Below are 18,083 nucleotides of genomic sequence, written 5' to 3' on the forward strand. Positions count from 1 at the left end.
AGATGAATCAACTGCCCAACCTTTTACTTACAGCTAGTGCAGCAGGCGAAAAAGGACTAATCAAACCGCTAGGACACCATGAGTTACTTCTGGTTTTGCTCGAACTCGCATTGCTGCTTTTTGTAGCTAGAGGGTTAGGCGAATTAATGCGTAGAATCCAATTACCACCAGTGGTAGGTGAACTACTTGCAGGAGTACTACTTGGTCCTTCAGTATTTGGTTGGATTTTACCCAATTTACAAGAGCATATTTTTCCCAAAAATCAAGCACAGTCTGACTTACTTTCAGTTATATCTTGGTTAGGAGTGCTGTTTTTACTAGTTGTAACTGGACTGGAAACAGATTTAAATTTAATTGTCCGTAAAGGCAAAACGGCACTGCTAATTTCGCTGGGAGGTATTATCATCCCCTTTGGCACGGGATTGGGTATGGGCTGGTATTTGCCAGAAAGTTTTTTAGCGAACCCCGGTGAACGTTTAATCTTCAGTTTGTTTATTGCTACCGCTATGAGTATATCGGCGGTGCCAGTGCTTGCCAAAGTTTTGATGGATTTAAAATTGATTCGACGAGACATTGGTCAAGTTGCTTTGGCAGCGGGGATGACTGATGATACCATTGGTTGGATTTTGCTTTCTGTAGTATCTGGTTTAGCAAGCAGTGGCAAATTCGATTTCCAAACTGTATTTAAATCGGTTGGCGGAGCAGTATTGTTTTTGGTGATCGCCTTTACTGTGGGACGAACGGTAATGGCTTGGGTGTTTCGCTGGGTAGATAATTACATTGGTGGACCAACGGCTAGTTTATCAGCTTTATTAGTGCTAGCGCTAAGTGCTGCTGCTTTTACTCACAATTTGGGAATTGAAGCTGCACTGGGAGCATTTGTCACAGGGATTCTTGCCGGACAATCGCCACGCTTTAGTCGTGAAGCGGGATTGACTTTGGAACTGATTACAAGTGGGTTCCTAGCTCCAATCTTCTTCGCTACAGCAGGATTGAAGGTAAACTTACTACAAATGCTCAACCCTTGGACTTTGGTGATTGGCTTAGTAGTACTGGCAGTTGCATGTTTCGGTAAATTCGCTGGAGCTTACATCGGTTCTCGTGTAGGTGGTTTGAGCCACTGGGAAGGCATCGCTATGGGTTCGGGAATGAATGCCCGTGGTGCAATGGAGATTATTGTTGCCACTATCGGGGTTTCCTTGGGTGTATTGAATCCATCAATGTACTCAATTATTGTGATGGTAGCTATTGTTACTTCATTAATGGCTCCTCCCCTGTTGCGCTGGTCATTGTCCCATGTATCAATGAGTGAAGAAGAAGCTCAACGGTTGGAGCGAGAAGAACTAGCAAGCCGCAGCTTTATCAAGCGCATCCATCGGGTTTTGGTTCCCACTCAAGGGGGACAGAATGTCAGGTTAGCGGCTCAGTTAGTTAGTCATCTAGCACACCAAAATCCCCTAGAGATGACAGTTCTGTTTGCAAAAAGTGATAAAAAACCCAATCGTAAATCAACCGCTGTAGTAAATAATGTCCAGGAAACCACAGCCGAAGCTGATATTGCTGCTGTGGTGGATGAATTTCATATCCCGGCGAACGCCATGCTGCAAACTAAAGTTGAGTCGGGACGAAATAAAGCTGAGGTGATTCTTAAAGAAGCTTGCAAAGGGTATGATTTGATTGTCATGGGTGCATCGGAACGTCAGCGTTCTAGAGGTATTCTATTTAACATGCTAGTAGACCGGGTTGTTCAAGAAGCTCCCTGTGCCACAATGGTGGTAAAGTCGAATCTATCCCAAGCCACTGAGCCGAGTAATTATCACAAAATTGGTCATATTTTAGTACCTACTAGCGGTAATGAGTACAGCGAAAATGCGGTTGAGGTGGCAAGTACAATTGCTGCCCAAACTGGGGCAGTAGTCACGTTAATTAATGTTGTCAATAGGACTAAGCAGGAATACATTTTGTTTGAGGAGCAGACAATCGACTCGGTAACAGAAATTGCCCGTCAGATTGTCCATCAACAGGCAGAGGTAGGACGAGGACTGGGTGCTGAAGTGAAAACAGCGATCGTCACGGGAATTCCAGAAGTAGAAATCCTCCACTTTGCCCGCAAAAGTCAAGTAGATTTGATTGTTATGGGTAGCAGTGTGCGTACAGTCTCAGGTCGGGCTTTCTTCGGTCATCGCACCGATGCTATCCTCAACAAAGCACCCTGCCCAGTCGCTGTGATTACATTATCCGCTAACCCTTACTGTTAATTCCCCATTAAAACTATTCACTATGCAATATCAGGTTTTTGTTCAGAGTCATCCGGATAAAAAATTTATCGCTTCTGTTGTTGGCATCCCTAATTGCACGATTGAAGGAAGCACAAAGGAAGAAGCGATCGCACTTGCCAAAGCTGACGAGTGAAAACCAACTGGCTAATGGTGAATTAGTCACAATTGAAATAGATCAAGAGCGCTCCCCACAAGAAACCGATCCTTGGATTAAACATATGGGTATATTTGCGGATGATCCAACATTTGACGATTTCTTAGCAGAAGTGGCGGCTTATCGTCAATTAGTCGATGCTCAAGAGGTGGAATAGTGACATGCTACGTGATGGATACAGATCATCTCAGTCTCTATGAACGTACTCATCCACAAGTATGCGAACGTATTCTCAGGACACGACGGCATATATTGCGCGTCGCGATCGCCTCACCATAAACGACTATACTGCTAAGGTGTCATTTTTCTGTCACACTTGGCAAGTAAACTAAGACTGAAACTAAACAGTAATCAACTTAGTTTACCTATGGGAACGCATGACCATCACCAAAGTTGCAAGAAAAGCAACGCTGTCAGTCGTAGACGTAGTTGCCTTGATTATTGGTCTTGTCATCGGTGCAGGGATTTTTGAAACACCACCGATTGTAGTTGCCAATACTGGTAGTGCTTTTGTTGCACTTCTCACTTGGTTATTAGGTGGTGGTTGCTCATTAATTGGTGCTGTGTGCTATGCAGAGTTAGCAACAGCATATCCTCATCCTGGTGGTAACTATTATTACTTTCAGCGTGCCTTTGGTCAAGGAGTCGCTTTTTTGTTCGCATGGGCACGCATGACGGTGATTCAAACAGGCTCAATTGCGGTTTTGGCGTTTGCTTTAGGTGACTATGCCTCGCAGCTACTTCGGCTGGGTAACTATTCTTCATCCATATACGCAGGTGGTGCGATCGCCCTATTGACTGGCTTAAATATTCTTGGCATCAAACAAAGCAAGTGGACGCAGAATTGGTTGGCAGTTGCCCAAGTGCTAGGCTTGCTATTGGTGATTGTTGTTGGGTTGACTTTTACAAATCTACGCCCTGATACTACGGTATCCACGCCACCAACAACCAGCAAAAATTTAGGCTTGGCAATGATTTTCGTACTGTTAAGTTACGGTGGCTGGAATGAAGCCGCTTACATTTCAGCTGAGTTGCGGGATGTGCAGCGAAATATGTCACGTACACTGTTATTCTCTCTCAGTATAATCACTGTACTTTTCTTACTGGTCAACCTAGCTTACATCCATGGTTTAGGAATTGAGGCAATGGCTTCATCCCAAGCTGTGGCTGCTGATTTGATGCGCCATACCATTGGTGAGCCTGGTGCTGTATTTATCAGTTTACTGGTTGTGGTGGCAACTTTATGTTCAATCAATGCCACAATTTTTACAGGCGCTCGTACCAACTATGCACTAGGACAGGACTTTTCTTTCTTCGCCTTCCTGGGCCACTGGAGCGAACGTCGCAGTACACCAACAAATGCCGTGCTTGTACAGGGTGGAATTTCTTTAGTACTAGTGTTGTTAGGTACTCTGACACCGCGAGGCTTTGAAACTATGGTGGATTACACCACACCCGTGTTCTGGTTCTTTTTTTTGCTCACTGGGGTATCGCTGTTTGTTTTACGAATGCGTGAACCGTCGGTTCTGCGCCCATTCCAAGTTCCCTTGTACCCCTTGACACCACTGTTATTTTGTGCATTCTGCCTTTACATGTTGCAATCCAGTCTTGCTTATACAGGATGGGGAGCTAGTGTGGGTGTGTTCGTTTTGTTAGCAGGTGTGCCGTTGCTAGGTATAGCACGGCGACTAGACAAAAACAATCAAAGGACAGAAAAATGATTCATCAATTCAAACTCATTGGGTTAGCGATCGCAATTATCAGCTTTGCCAGTGGAATTGCCGGATGTACCACACAAACGCAGACAAATGCCGAAACTCCACCAGCCCAAACTGAAGTTCAAACAGCACAACGTGAACCTGATGTTGTGTATGTACCAACACCCCAACAAGTCGTAGATGAAATGCTCACACTGGCAAAAGTCACAAAAGACGATATCATCTACGATCTTGGTAGCGGTGACGGAAGGATTCCAATTACCGCAGCACAAAGATATGGTGCTAGAGGCTTTGGTATAGATATTAACCCAGAAAGGATTAATGAAGCCAGGGCAAATGCCAAAAAGGCTGGGGTAACTGATCGTGTGCAGTTTTTCCAGCAAGACTTATTCCAAACTGACATTAGCAAAGCTACAGTAGTAACACTTTATTTATTGCCCGAACTCAACGTCAAGCTACGACCAAGACTGTTTAAGCAACTCAAACCAGGTACTCGAATCGTGTCTCATGACTTTGACATGGGCAATTGGAAACCAGATCGTACAGTCAAAACCAAGGAAGGTTCTACTATTTACTACTGGGTTATCCCTAAAGAAATACCAGCTAATTTGCGCTAATCTTACCTCTTTTTGAGGAAACAACGCAACGCTCTTTCTAATAGGGAGAGCGCAAATTCTTCATTTAGAGGTAAGTGAGCGATCAACAATCGGTAGTAAATTGGACCGTAGAGAATATCCATTGCCAATTCGGCATCGAGGTTCGGATCAAACTCACCACTTTGAATACCTTTCTCAATCACTGCTCGTGCTGCCAAGCGTCGTGGCAAAAGGAATCTTTGACGAAAATTCTCTAAAGCTTCTTTATCCCCTTGTCCTTCAGCAATTATTTCTGCCACAATCCGACCATAGTCTCCACTGTATGCTTTAACTAGGGAGATGACTTGTTCTGTCAGTGCTTCGGTTGCTGAGGACTTATCAGGAAAAGGAATTTCATTCGTCACTTTTGCTAAAAAGGCATCGATTACCACGGCTGTTTTACTTTGCCACCAACGATAAATCGTGGTTTTGCCCACACCAGCTGCTCGTGCGATCGCCTCTATTGACAAATCCCTCACTGTACCCTCTATGAGCAACTTCCAAGTCGCATTCAAAATTGCCTGTTCTGCCTCTACAGAACGGGGACGCCCCGGCGATACAACATTACTTTGTTTCATCACAAAAAACTGTTTGCACTTTCTTTTATTATATATTACGATACGTATTGTTTATAATTAAACTGTGTAGTAAATTTGGAAAACTTTCAACCCATACTAGTTTTATCTAGCACATCTGTTTTGAGTATGAAACTGAGAGTAAAACGACGAAGATTTGGTCAACTAGTAATAGCAGGTACGGTAACAACTGTTGTCGGAGATTTTAGCAATAAAATCCTTGCACAAACTCGCGTTCAGTCGCCTACAGCAGCATCAGCGCTGGATGAGAGCGTTGATGTCACACTTTCAATCAACAGTAAGAAGTACCCACTAAAAATCGACCCGCGTGTGACGTTACTTGATGCACTACGCGAAAATATCGGGCTGACAGGCTCGAAAAAAGGCTGCGATCATGGACAGTGCGGTGCATGTACGGTGCTCGTTGATGGGCGGCGAGTGTTGTCCTGCTTGACACTCGCGGTGACGTGCGAAGGCACAGAAGTGACGACAATTGAGGGTTTGGCGCGAGGTAACGATCTGCATCCGATGCAGACGGCGTTTATCAAACACGACGGTTTTCAGTGCGGTTATTGCACGCCCGGTCAGATTTGCTCGGCTGTTGCTGTTCTTAATGAAGCGAAAAACGGCGAGGCAAGCTATGTCACAGCGAACGTGCGGCAAAAACCGCGCCCGGTGGAACTCTCGGACGACGAGATTAGAGAAAGAATGTCGGGCAACATCTGTCGCTGCGGTGCATATCCGAACATCGTCGCGGCGATCCGAGAAGTTTACACCGGCAAGGCGCAGGCGCAGACATGGCAGTTTGCGGGTGAAAACGAGACAGCAATTTTCGACCAGCCGGAAATAACGACGGAAACAGGTGAGGTGGCATAAATTATGAGATCCTTTAAATATACGAAAGCGAGTAACGCGGACGCTGCCGTACAAACCGTTTCGGCAAACGCGAATTCACAATTTCTGGCGGGCGGCACCAACCTGATCGACCTGATGAAGGAAGATGTGGCGCGTCCCGTCGAATTGGTGGACATCACGCGCCTGAACCTGACGCAAATCAGAACCATCGCAGATGGCGCTCTTCGCGGCAATTTGTCAATCGGAGCGTTAGCGAAAAACTCTGATACGGCAAATCATCCCCTTGTGCGGCAAAACTACCCGCTTTTGACGCAGGCGATTCTAGCAGGTGCAAGCGGGCAGATTCGCAATATGGCAACCAACGGCGGCAATCTCAATCAGCGCACGCGCTGTCCGTATTTTTACGATACAGCAATGCCGTGTAACAAACGCACTCCAGGCAGTGGGTGTGGTGCAATAGAAGGTATCAACCGCTATCACGCAATCTTTGGCTGGTCAGAACAGTGTGTCGCAGTATACCCAAGTGATATGGCGATCGCACTCGCAGCGCTGGATGCGATCGTGCAGGTACAGCGTCAAGATGGTAGACAGCGCATGATCGCCTTTACCGATTATCACCGCCTGCCCGGAAGCAATCCCGAAAAAGACAACACGCTCGAACATGGCGAGTTGATTACGGCGATCGAACTGCCGCAGAACAACTTCGCCGCGAAATCATACTACCTCAAAGTCCGCGATCGCGCCAGTTACGCTTTCGCTTTGGTCAGTGTTGCCGCCGCGCTCGAAACTGATGGCGATCGCATCAAACAGGTGCGATTGGCGATGGGCGGCGTAGCGCACAAACCGTGGCGGGCATTGGTGGCAGAGAAATTCTTAGCCGGAAAAGCAGCGACAGAAGCAAATTTCAAGGCGGCGGCGGATGCGGAAATGAAACAGGCGAAACCCCTCGAACATAATAAATTCAAAGTCGAACTGGGAAACCGAATGATTGTCCGCGCTTTGACTCAAGCGCTCAACGGCGGTAGCGCATGATGTCCAAAATTTTCAATGTGGGGAAATAATAAAAATGGCAGAGATTAGCAAACCAATTGATCGTGTTGACGGGTTTTTAAAAGTAACCGGACAGGCGAAATACGCAGCGGAATTTCCGGTGAAAAACGTCACTTACGGTTTTCCAGTGCAAAGCACGATTGCAGCGGGAAAAATTAAGGATATTGACACAAGCGTGGCGGAAAAATCTGCCGGAGTTCTCGCCGTCATTACGCATAAAAATGCCTTGAAACTAGCGCCGCGCCCCGAACCAGTAACGCCGCAAAATCGGGCGACGCGATCAATCCCAATTTTACAGGACACGCGCATTTATCAATTCGGACAATACATCGGCGTGGTGGTTGCCGAAACCTATGAGCAAGCGCGCAGCGCAGCGCAACTTGTCAAAGTCGTTTACGAAACTGAAAAACCGCTGGTTGATTTTGACGAAAATTTACCGAAAGCCTATAAGCCGCCAATTATTAACGCCGGTTATCCTACCGATACACAGAAAGGCGATGTCGAAACGGCTTTGAAAACGGCAGATTTTACACTCGAAGAAACTTACCAGACACCGATTGAGCATCATCATCCGATGGAAGCGCACTCGACGATCGCGGTTTGGGAAAATGGCAAATTGACGCTTTATGATTCAACGCAGATGGTTGAAAACCCGAAACAAGCTGTCGCCAACACGTTCCAAATTCCCAAGGAAAACATTCGTGTGTTTGCGCCCTTTATTGGCGGCGGTTTCGGCTCGAAAATTGCGGCGGGCGCTCACATCATTCTGGCGGTGATGGCGGCGCAAGTCACTCAACGCCCAGTCAAAATCGTGCTGACGCGCCAGATGATGCAGACGAATGTCGGTTTGCGGCAAATTAATCGCCAAAAGATGCGGCTCGGCGCGTCGAAAGACGGAAAATTGACGGCAATCGCCCACGAAACCGTCACGCATACGTCGGTTGACGAGGAGTTTGTCGAGCAGTCGGGAGTGATGACGCGGATGATGTATGACGCACCAAATTCACTTGTGACGCACCGCGTTTTTCCGCTCAACGTTCAAGTTCCGCGCTGGACTCGCGCACCAGGCGAGGCTCCGGGTAGTTTCGCGTTGGAATCGGCGATGGACGAACTCGCGTATAAATTGCAGCTTGACCCAATTGAGTTCCGTTTGAAAAACGAACCAGCGAAAAATCCCGAAAACGGCAAACCCTGGGCATCGCGATCGCTAATTGAGGCGATGAAAGTGGGCGCGGAAAAATTCGGTTGGAGCAAGCGAAAATTTGCGCCGCGCTCAAACAAACAAGGCAGATGGCTAGTCGGTTATGGCATGGCAGGCGTCTCTCGCGGTGCGCCGTTTCGGGAAACGTCGGCGCGGGTGAAATTAACTAGAAAAAACAATGATGTCAAAGCCGTGATCGAAATGGGTGCAACCGACATCGGTACGGGCAGCTACACGATTATTGCGCAGGCAGCAGCGGAAAGTTTGGGTTTGCCCATCGAAAAAATCGAAGTTGTAATTGGCGATTCGAGTTTACCGCCAACTCCCGGTTCGGGTGGTTCTTGGGGCGCGGGCTGTTTTTCAAACGCGGCTTATGCGGCTTGTGAAAAAGCGAAAACCGATTTACAGGCACAGATAAAAGTCAATTTCGTCAAAGCCCCAACCATTGCCGAGTTAATGACGGCGGGCAATATTAACGAATTTCAAGCTGAGGTGACTGAAAAGCCTTCTGCCGAGTTTGCCAAATACGCGCATTTCAGCTTTGGCGCGAATTTCTGTGAAGTCTGGGTTGACGAATCTTTAGGAATCGTCAAAATTCCGCGCTTTCTCATGGCGGCAGCGGCTGGAAGAATTTTGAATCCAAAAACCGCCGCATCGCAAGTCATCGGCGGTATCGTCTGGGGCATCGGACAGGCACTCACCGAAGAATCCACCCTCGACGCACGTTACGGCAATTTCACGACGCGCACGCTGGCTGATTATCACGTCCCGGTTAATCTGGATATTGGTACAGTCGAAACGATTTTCATCAACGAAGAAGATAAAATCGTCAATCGTTTGGGCGTTAAAGGCATCGGCGAACTCGGCATTACGAGTGTCGCGGCGGCGATCGCCAACGCGGTTTTCAACGCGACCGGGAAACGTCTGAGAGATTTGCCGCTCACGCCCGATAAATTGATTTGACAAAAATCTTTGAGAAACGCACATGATCGTGCACGCTTTGCAAACGGCGCTGAAAGGCAGCAAAAGCCGATTTGTAAAATGACAAGGAGTTTCAAATGCAAGAATTGCCCATCACACTCGACAAATTATTATAAGTGTCATGACCAATGTCGTTGGAAAAGAAATTGTGCGTGCCGATGCGCTGTTGAAAGTTACCGGAGCCGCAAGATATTCGGCGGAAATTCCCATAGCGAAAATGGCTTATGCGGTTTTTGTCGGTAGCAAGATCGCCAAAGGCAAAATCTTGAAAATTGAAACGAAAGCCGCTGAATCCGCAGGCGGGGTGCTAATGGTTTTAACCCACGAAAACGCAATGCGGATTAAAAAGCCCGCTGACATCTTCGATCCTGGTAAAAAAGTCGAGAAACCGACGAACACGGCGACGAGTGTACTGCCGCTACAGTCGAACGAAATCTTTTTTCGCGGACAAGCGATCGCAGCGGTCGTCGCCGAAACTTATGAGCAGGCGCGGTATGCCGCCGCGCTCGTTAAAATAGAATACATTGAAGACCCTCCCGCCGTTGATTTTTTGAAAAATATTAAAAACGCCGTCGTCCCCGAATCGCTTTGGGGTGAACCGCCGACGACGATTGAGGGTGATCCCGAAAACGCGCTGAAAACGGCGGCAATTAAAATTGACGAGATTTATCACACGCCGCTCGAAAACCATCACGCGATGGAGATGCAGTCAACCTCGGCGGAATGGCGCGGCGATGAACTTGTCGTTTACGATACGACGAGATTCGTGCAGGGTGTCAAGCGAATGCTCGCGCAGTCGTTCGATTTGGTGGAGGAGAAAGTTCGTGTTCGTGCCGAGTTTGTCGGCGGGGCGTTCGGCAGTAAAGGAATGGTTCGCCCGCACGTCGCGCTCGTGGCAATGTGCGCGAAACAAGTTAATCGTCCGGTGAAACTCGTCCTAACGCGCCGCCAAATGACTGAAACCAGTGGGCATCGTCCCGAAACCAGGCAGCGCGTCGCACTAGGCGCAGGAAAAGACGGGAAACTGACGGCGATTATCCACGAAGGCGAGTCGAGTTGCTCGGCGACCGATCCCTTTGTCGAACCGTTCACCATTCAAACGCACGGGCTTTACGCCGCGCCGCACCGAAAACTCGCCCAAAGAATTGTTTATCTAAATGTCGCGCAGCCAGCACCGATGCGGGCACCGGGCGAAGCGTCGGGAATGTTTGCGCTGGAGTCGGCGATGGACGAACTTGCCTTTAAGTTAAAAATTGATCCGCTTGAATTGCGACGAATCAACGAACCGGCAAAAGAACCCGTGACGAATAAGGAATTTTCCTGCCGCCGTTTGATTCAGTGTATCGACAAGGGGGCGGAGGCGTTCGGTTGGTCAAAACGAAATGTCCAGGCTGAGGCGCGGCGAGAAGGAAATAATCTGATCGGCTACGGTTTCGCCGCGTCAGTTTACCCGCTCAAAGGCAATCCGACCGAAGCGAGTTGCCGAATTTACGCGGATGGGCGCGTTGTCGTTCAAAGCTCGACCCACGATTTCGGCAACGGCATCTCAACTTCCGCCAGACAAATCGCGGCGGACGCACTCGGCGTCGGTTACGAAAAAATCAAGTTTGAATATGCCGATTCGAGTTTGCCACCTGCACCGATGACCGGCGGTTCAACCGCAACGATGTGGGTCGGAACGGCGATCAAAAAAGCCTGCGAACAGGCCAAAGCGCAAGTCGCCGCTCTCGCCGGAAACGAAAACGCTGCTGATTACGCCACCGTTTTGAAAAAATCGAACCGCAAATTCGTCGAGGCGCGTGCCGAAGCGAAACCCGACGCGGAAAAGAAAAAGAAATACGCGATGGATTCTTACGGAGCGCATTTTTGCGAAGTGGCGGTTGATGCTGTTATCGGCACGGTGACGGTGCGCCGTTTTACGAGCGTTTACAACTGTGGGCGAATTATCAACCCGAAGCTCGCACACAGCCAGTTCGTCAGCAGCATTGTCTGGGGCATCGGCATGGCTTTGATGGAATACAACCTGCTCGATGCACGCAACGGCAAATGGATTCACGCCGATTTAAACGATTATCACGTCCCGACTTTTGCCGACATCACACGCATTGAAGCGTTGTGGCTCGACGAACCGGACGAAATCGCTAATCCGCTCGGTGCGAAAGGTGTTGGTGAGATCGGTATCGTCGGCGCGGCAGCGGCGATCGCCAACGCGGTTTTTAACGCGACGGGCAAGCGCATCCGCGATCTACCTATTACGCCCGATCAGCTGCTGTAGAAATCAGAAAATCAAAAGATTCTTCAATAAAAGAGGTAGACGAAAATATGCAAAATGAAAACAAGCAAAATAATAGGTTAGGAATTATTTAATAAACTGCTGATAGCTTTTAATCAGGTGCGGAACAAATTTTTCTGTTAGTGTCTGTCACTATTCCGTCATATTTAGTTAGTAGAATGACAATGAACTATTTTCTGATGTTAATTGTCCAATATAATCCAAGAGGCTGAGTTTATTCTTGACTAAACGAAACGTATCGTAAATAATAAAAATATGGTGATAGTTGTAAGTCATGAATACCTTTGATACCAAATCCGACCAGGAAGATCGATTGGATAATTCTGTACAATCCAACTCAAAATCTGCTCGTTCCAAAAAGCACTGGTTGTGGATGCTACTAGTGTTATTGCTAACGGGTGGTAGCATTACCTTGTGGCGTTGGTTCTCTCCTGGGCAACAGACGCCTAAGCCAGTTGCGGCGCAAACACCACCACCAAAGCCAATTGAAACTACAACATTGACCGCTGGTAGGGGTGTCCGGCGCATCCAATTGCTAGGTCAAGTGGAAAGCAGAGAACAAGCGACAATTCGCAGTCAAACTGCGGGTATTGTACAACAGATTTTGGTACAACCGGGCGATCGCGTCACCACAGGCACAACTATTGCCATATTAGACGATGCAGATCAAAAACTAGCCGTTGCACAAGCAAAGGCAAGATTAGCCCAAGAGCGCAGTAACCTAGCACGGTTAGAAGTTGGCACTCGCCGAGAAATCATCGCCCAGCGTCAAGCTACAGTACAATCTGCTATAGCCAGAGAGCAAGAAGCTGCCGATAACCTCAAGCGTACTAGTAACTTGGTTGCACAAGGTGCCCTTTCGCGAAGAGTGCTGGTGGAAGCCAGAGCAGCATTGGATGATGCCAGAGGCGATCGCTTGGCAGCAGAGGCACAATTAGCAGAGGCACAAGCCGGTCCCACCCGTGAAGAAATTGATGCCCAAAGAGCAAATGTTGCCGCTGCACTTTCAGCAGTAAATCAAGCTGAGCTTTCACTGCGTCGGACTCGCATTCGCGCATTATCTGATGGAGTCGTGCAAGTTCGACAAGTCAGTCCTGGTGATTACGTACAAACAGCTAATCCGGTTGTCACTACAATTAGTGGCAATAACCTCGACATTTTTCTTGAACTACCAGAAAACCTCAGTGGTAGAATTCAACCGGGACAATCAGTAGCATTGACGGCTCGCGCTCTGCCTCAGTGGAATGGACGTGCTACGATTACAGGTGTAGTTCCGGCAGCAGAAGCTACATCAAGACGACAAAGGGTACGGGTAAGGCTGGACAACCCACCCCAAGGCTTACTTCCAGGAATGGCAATTACAGGCAATTTAGAGATAGCCGCGAATACACAGAGCTTTGTAGTCTCCCGTGATACTTTAACTCAAAGACAAAATCAGTGGCTCATATTTACCGTAGCTAATGGCAAAGTCCAGCAACAAAAGGTAGAACTAGTAGCTGATATGGGAGAAAAAGTCGCAATTTACAATCCACAGTTACGAGCAGGTCAATCGATTGTGTTGCGCGGTGGAGACGGCTTGACTAATGGCGCATCTGTAAAAGTAGTTAATCGGTAATCAAACAATGAGTCTGATCAAAACGGCTGTTCGTTGGCGACACGGTACCTTTGTTTTGTTTTGCCTGTTGGCATTATTTGGCGTAATGTCACTATTGAGACTGCCCTTAGAACTGCAACCAGGAGGCGATCGCCCCGAAATTACCATTACCACAACATACCCAGGCGCAGGTCCAACAGAAGTAGAAGATTTAATTACGCGCCCGATTGAAGAGCAAATGGAAGAAGTCTTAGGGGTGCAAGAAATCAGCAGTACTTCTCGTGCTGGTAGAAGTGCTATTACCCTAGAATTCAATTGGGACAGCGATGTCAACGAGCGTTTGGTAGACGTACTCAATCGACTCCAGCAGGTGGAAGATTTGCCGGAAGAAGCGCAGGAATCTTCTGTGGAACTAGTAGGCGGCAATAGTTCCCCCATGATGTGGGTTGTTCTGACGCCAAAACCAGGCTTCCAAAGTAACCCCGATCACTACCGTGATTTGGTTGAAGAGGTTATTTTGCCCAGATTCCGCCGAGTGGAAGGAGTAGGGCAATTTACTGTTCCAGGGGGAAGGGAACGGGAAGTAGAAGTACGAGTCGATCCCAAAGCTCTCTCAGATCGCAACCTGACAATTGGTGATGTAGTGCGGGTGTTGAGAGAAAACAATCGCGACATCCGAGGTGGTCCATTAGAATTGGGTAGAAGAGAGTATCGCGTGCGCACTATCAGTCGAGCGCAGAATGTAGAACAAATCCAGGGATTTGTCTTGCGTCGAGATCAAGCGGGTACAGTTTACTTGCGCGATGTCGCTCAGGTGCAGATGGGGCGTAAACCTCAAGATAGTTCCCTTGTATTTAATGATGTACCGACAGTTGCCGTTGGTGTGATTCGCCAAATTGGAGCGAATGTCCCGGAAGTTGCGAAGGGATTGCGGGCAGCAGTTGCCGAACTAGAGCAACAGTTTGACCGTGCGGGGGAAGGAATTCGCTTTGTTTATAACTATGATGAAAGTAACTACATTAACCAATCTATAGAGTTGGTGCAAGGTAACTTAGTTAGTGGTGCTCTGTTAGCAACCGCAGTGTTGGTGCTGTTTCTTGGCTCGATGCGGACAGTGGCAGTAGTTGCCATCACCATCCCCACCACTTTAATCATGGTATTTATTGTCATGGCGTTCTTCGGCAGAACGCTGAATATCATCAGTCTTGCAGGGCTGGCGTTTGCTGTGGGCATGGTAGTAGATAACGCTATCGTGGTAATTGAGAATGTTTTTACCCATTTACAGCAGGGTAAGAATCCGGTAAAAGCGGCGATTGAAGGTACTGAAGAAGTTTGGGGAGCTATGCTGGGTTCAACTTTGACTAACGTGGTGGTGTTTGTGCCACTGGTGTTAGTGCAAGGTGAGGCGGGACAGTTATTTGCTGATATGGCGATCGCTCTATCCTCTTCCTCGTTGTTTTCTTTGTTTGCTGCCATAACTTTAGTGCCGATGCTATCTGGGTTGTTCCTCAAGCAAGAAGAAGCAACGCAAATGCTTTCTGGAGGTGAGTACCGGGGTGGCAATTGGTTGGAGCGTTCTGTTGCTAAAACTTCTCAAGTCTTTCGATTTTTTCAAGATAAACTAGAGACAACTTTAGCTAATACCGTGCGTTGGTCGTTAGGACGCAAGCGTTTTGGGCGCAGACTATTTATATTATCTATTCCTGTTGCTTTGTTAATTGTGAGCATTTTTCTGCTACCACCAGCAGATTATCTGCCGGAGGGAAATCGTAACTTAGTACTGTGGCGAGCGGAACCAATGCCAGGAACCAGCTTTAGCGAAGCAATTCGTCAGTCAGAACCAGTTCGGCAATTCTTGCGATCGCAACCAGAGATTGATCGAGTGATGTATGTTGATCGCCCTGGTGGATTACGAGGAATCGCTGCCATCCTCAAGTCAGAGTTTGCCACAACCAATGGACTTTCGGAGATGATTGACAGGATGCGGCAACAAAGTAATAACTTTGCTGGTTACCGTTTTATGGTTCCCAATCGCGTTTCCATCTTTCGTGACCCTGGTAAAGAATTTGACATTGATATTGTTGGTGAAGACTTGCAGCAGTTGAGTACACTAGAGCGGCAAATCACCGAGAAACTGCGACAACTCCCTGGTGTGCGTAATGTGCGCTCAAATTTTGTCATGGGAGCAGCGGAACTGCAAGTGATTCCGAATCGAGAACGACTGACAGAGGCTGGTTTGTCAGAAGCAGAAGTGGGAACAATGGTAGAAGCTGCTTTGGGTGGACGCATCGCTTCAGATTTCATTGATGGTAAAGAGGAACTGGATGTTTCCGTAGAACTACAAAATACTTTTGTGAAAACTCCAGAACAGTTACGCCAACTTCCTCTTTACACTAATCAAAGACAGCAGGTACAACTTGCTGATGTAGCTGAAGTACGTGAAACTACTGGTGCAGATGTAATCAATCACGTTGATTTAGAGCGATCAATCACCTTGACAACTTCCTTAGCACCAGATGCTCCGCTTGGTAAACTGGTACAACAGACACAAAATGAGATTTTGGCTCCACTACAGGCAAGTTTGCCTGCGGGGTATAGAATAGAACTTGCTGGAACTGCTGATCGCTTGGCAGAAACGGTGTTACAGTTGGCGACGGCATTTGCATTATCGATTTTCATTACCTACTTGTTGCTGATCGCTTTGTATCGCTCGTTTATTTACCCAATCGTGATTATGGCAACTGTGCCAATGGGTATGAGTGGCGCATTGTTGAGCTTGGTAATTGCTAATCGGATTCCTGGTATGGTAGTTCCCTTGGATATGATTACAGCATTGGGATTTATCATTTTGACAGGTGTGGTAGTGAACAATGCTATTTTGCTAGTAGATCGGGCATTGCAACTCCAGCAAGAAGGACAGGAATACGATGCATCGTTGTATAATGCGACAGGCGATCGCCTACGTGCGATCTTCATGTCTGCTGGAACCAGCGTACTAGGGATGCTACCTTTGGCAGTAGTGCCGGGACAAGGTGCTGAACTTTACCAAGGATTAGGTATTGTCCTCACCGGCGGACTAGCATTCTCCACCTTGCTCACTCCCACAGTAGTTCCTGCCCTCATGGGTTTGTTACGTGACTTTTCTGGACGCAAACCACCGAAACAAACTATACCTTTTGACAACGTTCAAGAATCTCACGTGAGTGACGAGTTGGTAAATTTATCTAGCAAGTGATCTCGCTGCTACGCCTCGTTCCCTGATTCTGTAAGGGAACGAGGGGCCTCCTGTACAGACGCTCCGGCGGAGCGTCTCTACGCCTGACGACTACTATCTCGCATCCCAGAAATATTGTCCGAAGCCTGGGGTGAGATTGCTAGGAGATGGTTCAGCGTTGCGATCTTTGACCAAACTAAATCCATCTTTAGGTTGAAAATGCCATGCAAGTATCCCTACTCCTTTTTGTGGGGCAACCCGAAAGGCTGTTCCTGTAGTTTCACGATGATTGGTATCACCTTGACCGCGATCGCCTACTTCACCAATTAAGATCGCGTGTCCTTTGGCATGAACTCTATCAAGATAATCAGATAATTTGCTATCCATTCTCTGACCTTGATATCCCCACTGATCGTACATATGCAGACTGAAAACTATATTTGGGAATACTTTGCCATCGAACTGCTTTAACTCTTTACCGTGCGACAGGATAGCACTGTTTTGTTCGGGAATTGATTCTGTTCCCCAGATTCCCGCGTCTTGTCCGCACTGAGTACCATCGACAACAATGATATTGTTAGCCTTTGCATCTGTACGAATCGTCTTAATCAGTTGCTGATGAGTAGTTATCCATTCAGGCTCAACTCTTCCTGGGGTGAATCCAGGTTCATTGAGAAGATTGAACCAGACATAAGGATTATTGTTGTAGCGTTTAGCTAAGGTGAACCAAAAATCTTTGAGAAGGTTAATATCGTTGCCTTTTGGGAATTCGCATGTCCAATCATGAGCCTCCAGCATCACCACAATTTTTCGTTTTGTGTAAGTATCAACAATTTTATCCAAAGCTGACAGCGCTTCCTGTCTATTGTTTTGCCAAGTTTTGGTGGAATAAGTTCTGCCTTCCCATACCTGTTCTTTCAAGCCTGCACTGGCACGGATAATGTTAAAATTCCAGACTTTTTCAACTTTATCCACATCTTGCAAAGTGCTCTGAGCTTCAGTATCCCATCCATAATAGTTCCACCCGACGAGATTAGCTCCAAGAGGTATAAAAGATTTTTGCTCAGGGTCGAAAATCTGAGTACCTTTGACACTAAATCCTGTAGTCTGTGCTTCTACCTTGTCAAAATGAAATCCTCCACTAACAGATAACAACAGAGTCAAGAAAAAGGTTAACAGGAAAAAGATTCGAGAAGAACGCTTAAAGGGTTTGAGGTTTGTGTTGATAGTCATGCTGACAAAACCAAAAAAGGGAACTTAACGTTGAAAAAATTACAGAATTAGCTAGGCAAAGATGCCTCAAAGAAAGTTGATTCAGTATCTAAATCAACACTCTTTGATAACGGTTTAAAGTTAATACACCGCTGGTATCACACTCTGGTTGGGAAGAAAAAATCTTTCTAAGCACACTTGTGCTTAATTTTTGTCTGTACGAGAAACGAAATTAAAGTGTTAATCACGTACTAAAACAAACTTGTGTTGGAAGCACCGCGAAAAAGTGAGAGCAAACTTATAACGATACTTTAAGAACTTT

General features: G+C 47.2%; 14 protein-coding genes. 12 read left to right on the forward strand and 2 right to left on the reverse strand.

Annotation, left to right across the window (positions count from 1 at the left end; genetic code table 11):
- Positions 1–2: 2 nt before the first annotated feature.
- From ICL16_RS11805 to ICL16_RS11820, 6 genes are all read left to right on the forward strand, one after another.
- Entirely contained in the window at positions 3–2,258 is a 2,256-nt protein-coding gene (locus ICL16_RS11805) for a cation:proton antiporter domain-containing protein (RefSeq protein ID WP_190827686.1), read from the forward strand.
- 22 nt (positions 2,259–2,280) lie between these two features.
- On the forward strand, positions 2,281–2,412 hold the full coding sequence (locus tag ICL16_RS46770) for a type II toxin-antitoxin system HicB family antitoxin (RefSeq protein ID WP_273038637.1): 132 nt from the start codon (positions 2,281–2,283) through the stop codon (positions 2,410–2,412).
- Positions 2,393–2,590, forward strand: coding sequence for a hypothetical protein (locus tag ICL16_RS45590; RefSeq protein WP_238360736.1), 198 nt, complete (start codon positions 2,393–2,395; stop codon positions 2,588–2,590). The genes ICL16_RS46770 and ICL16_RS45590 overlap by 20 nt, the downstream gene beginning before the upstream one ends.
- Positions 2,590–2,712 (forward strand): hypothetical protein, encoded by a 123-nt coding sequence (locus ICL16_RS46775; protein ID WP_273038638.1) that lies wholly within the window; start codon positions 2,590–2,592, stop codon positions 2,710–2,712. The genes ICL16_RS45590 and ICL16_RS46775 overlap by 1 nt, the downstream gene beginning before the upstream one ends.
- A 98-nt stretch (positions 2,713–2,810) precedes the next feature.
- On the forward strand, positions 2,811–4,154 hold the full coding sequence (locus tag ICL16_RS11815; RefSeq protein WP_190827688.1) for an APC family permease: 1,344 nt from the start codon (positions 2,811–2,813) through the stop codon (positions 4,152–4,154).
- Positions 4,151–4,768, forward strand: a complete 618-nt coding sequence (locus ICL16_RS11820; RefSeq protein WP_190827690.1) for an SAM-dependent methyltransferase — start codon at positions 4,151–4,153, stop codon at positions 4,766–4,768. The genes ICL16_RS11815 and ICL16_RS11820 overlap by 4 nt, the downstream gene beginning before the upstream one ends.
- 2 nt (positions 4,769–4,770) lie before the next feature.
- Here ICL16_RS11820 and ICL16_RS11825 read toward each other — a convergent pair whose 3' ends face one another.
- On the reverse strand, positions 4,771–5,364 hold the full coding sequence (locus tag ICL16_RS11825; protein WP_190827692.1) for a TetR/AcrR family transcriptional regulator: 594 nt from the start codon (positions 5,362–5,364) through the stop codon (positions 4,771–4,773).
- A 126-nt stretch (positions 5,365–5,490) separates the two neighbouring features.
- On the opposite strand from ICL16_RS11825, the gene ICL16_RS11830 reads away from it, so the two are divergent.
- The 6 genes from ICL16_RS11830 to ICL16_RS11855 all read left to right on the forward strand — a co-directional run bounded on the left by ICL16_RS11830 (position 5,491) and on the right by ICL16_RS11855 (position 16,570).
- Positions 5,491–6,237 carry a 2Fe-2S iron-sulfur cluster-binding protein gene (locus ICL16_RS11830; protein WP_190827694.1) on the forward strand — a complete coding sequence of 249 codons (747 nt, stop codon included), beginning with the start codon at positions 5,491–5,493 and terminating at the stop codon, positions 6,235–6,237.
- A 3-nt stretch (positions 6,238–6,240) separates the two neighbouring features.
- Positions 6,241–7,248, forward strand: coding sequence for an FAD binding domain-containing protein (locus tag ICL16_RS11835; RefSeq protein WP_190827696.1), 1,008 nt, complete (start codon positions 6,241–6,243; stop codon positions 7,246–7,248).
- Between the two features lie 34 nt (positions 7,249–7,282).
- Positions 7,283–9,430, forward strand: a complete 2,148-nt coding sequence (locus tag ICL16_RS11840) for a xanthine dehydrogenase family protein molybdopterin-binding subunit (RefSeq protein WP_190827699.1) — start codon at positions 7,283–7,285, stop codon at positions 9,428–9,430.
- Between the two features lie 139 nt (positions 9,431–9,569).
- On the forward strand, positions 9,570–11,723 hold the full coding sequence (locus ICL16_RS11845; protein ID WP_190827701.1) for a xanthine dehydrogenase family protein molybdopterin-binding subunit: 2,154 nt from the start codon (positions 9,570–9,572) through the stop codon (positions 11,721–11,723).
- A 292-nt stretch (positions 11,724–12,015) separates the two neighbouring features.
- Complete coding sequence (locus ICL16_RS11850) at positions 12,016–13,356, forward strand: efflux RND transporter periplasmic adaptor subunit (protein ID WP_190827703.1); 1,341 nt, start codon at positions 12,016–12,018, stop codon at positions 13,354–13,356.
- Positions 13,357–13,363: 7 nt separating this feature from the next.
- Positions 13,364–16,570, forward strand: a complete 3,207-nt coding sequence (locus tag ICL16_RS11855) for an efflux RND transporter permease subunit (RefSeq protein ID WP_190827704.1) — start codon at positions 13,364–13,366, stop codon at positions 16,568–16,570.
- A 93-nt stretch (positions 16,571–16,663) separates the two neighbouring features.
- Here the strand turns inward: ICL16_RS11855 and ICL16_RS11860 are convergent, their stop codons facing one another.
- Positions 16,664–17,782, reverse strand: coding sequence for a glycoside hydrolase family 5 protein (locus ICL16_RS11860; protein WP_190827706.1), 1,119 nt, complete (start codon positions 17,780–17,782; stop codon positions 16,664–16,666).
- Positions 17,783–18,083: the final 301 nt, after the last annotated feature.

Source organism: Iningainema tapete BLCC-T55, from assembly GCF_014698965.1.
Classification (GTDB): Bacteria; Cyanobacteriota; Cyanobacteriia; order Cyanobacteriales; family Nostocaceae; genus Iningainema; species Iningainema tapete.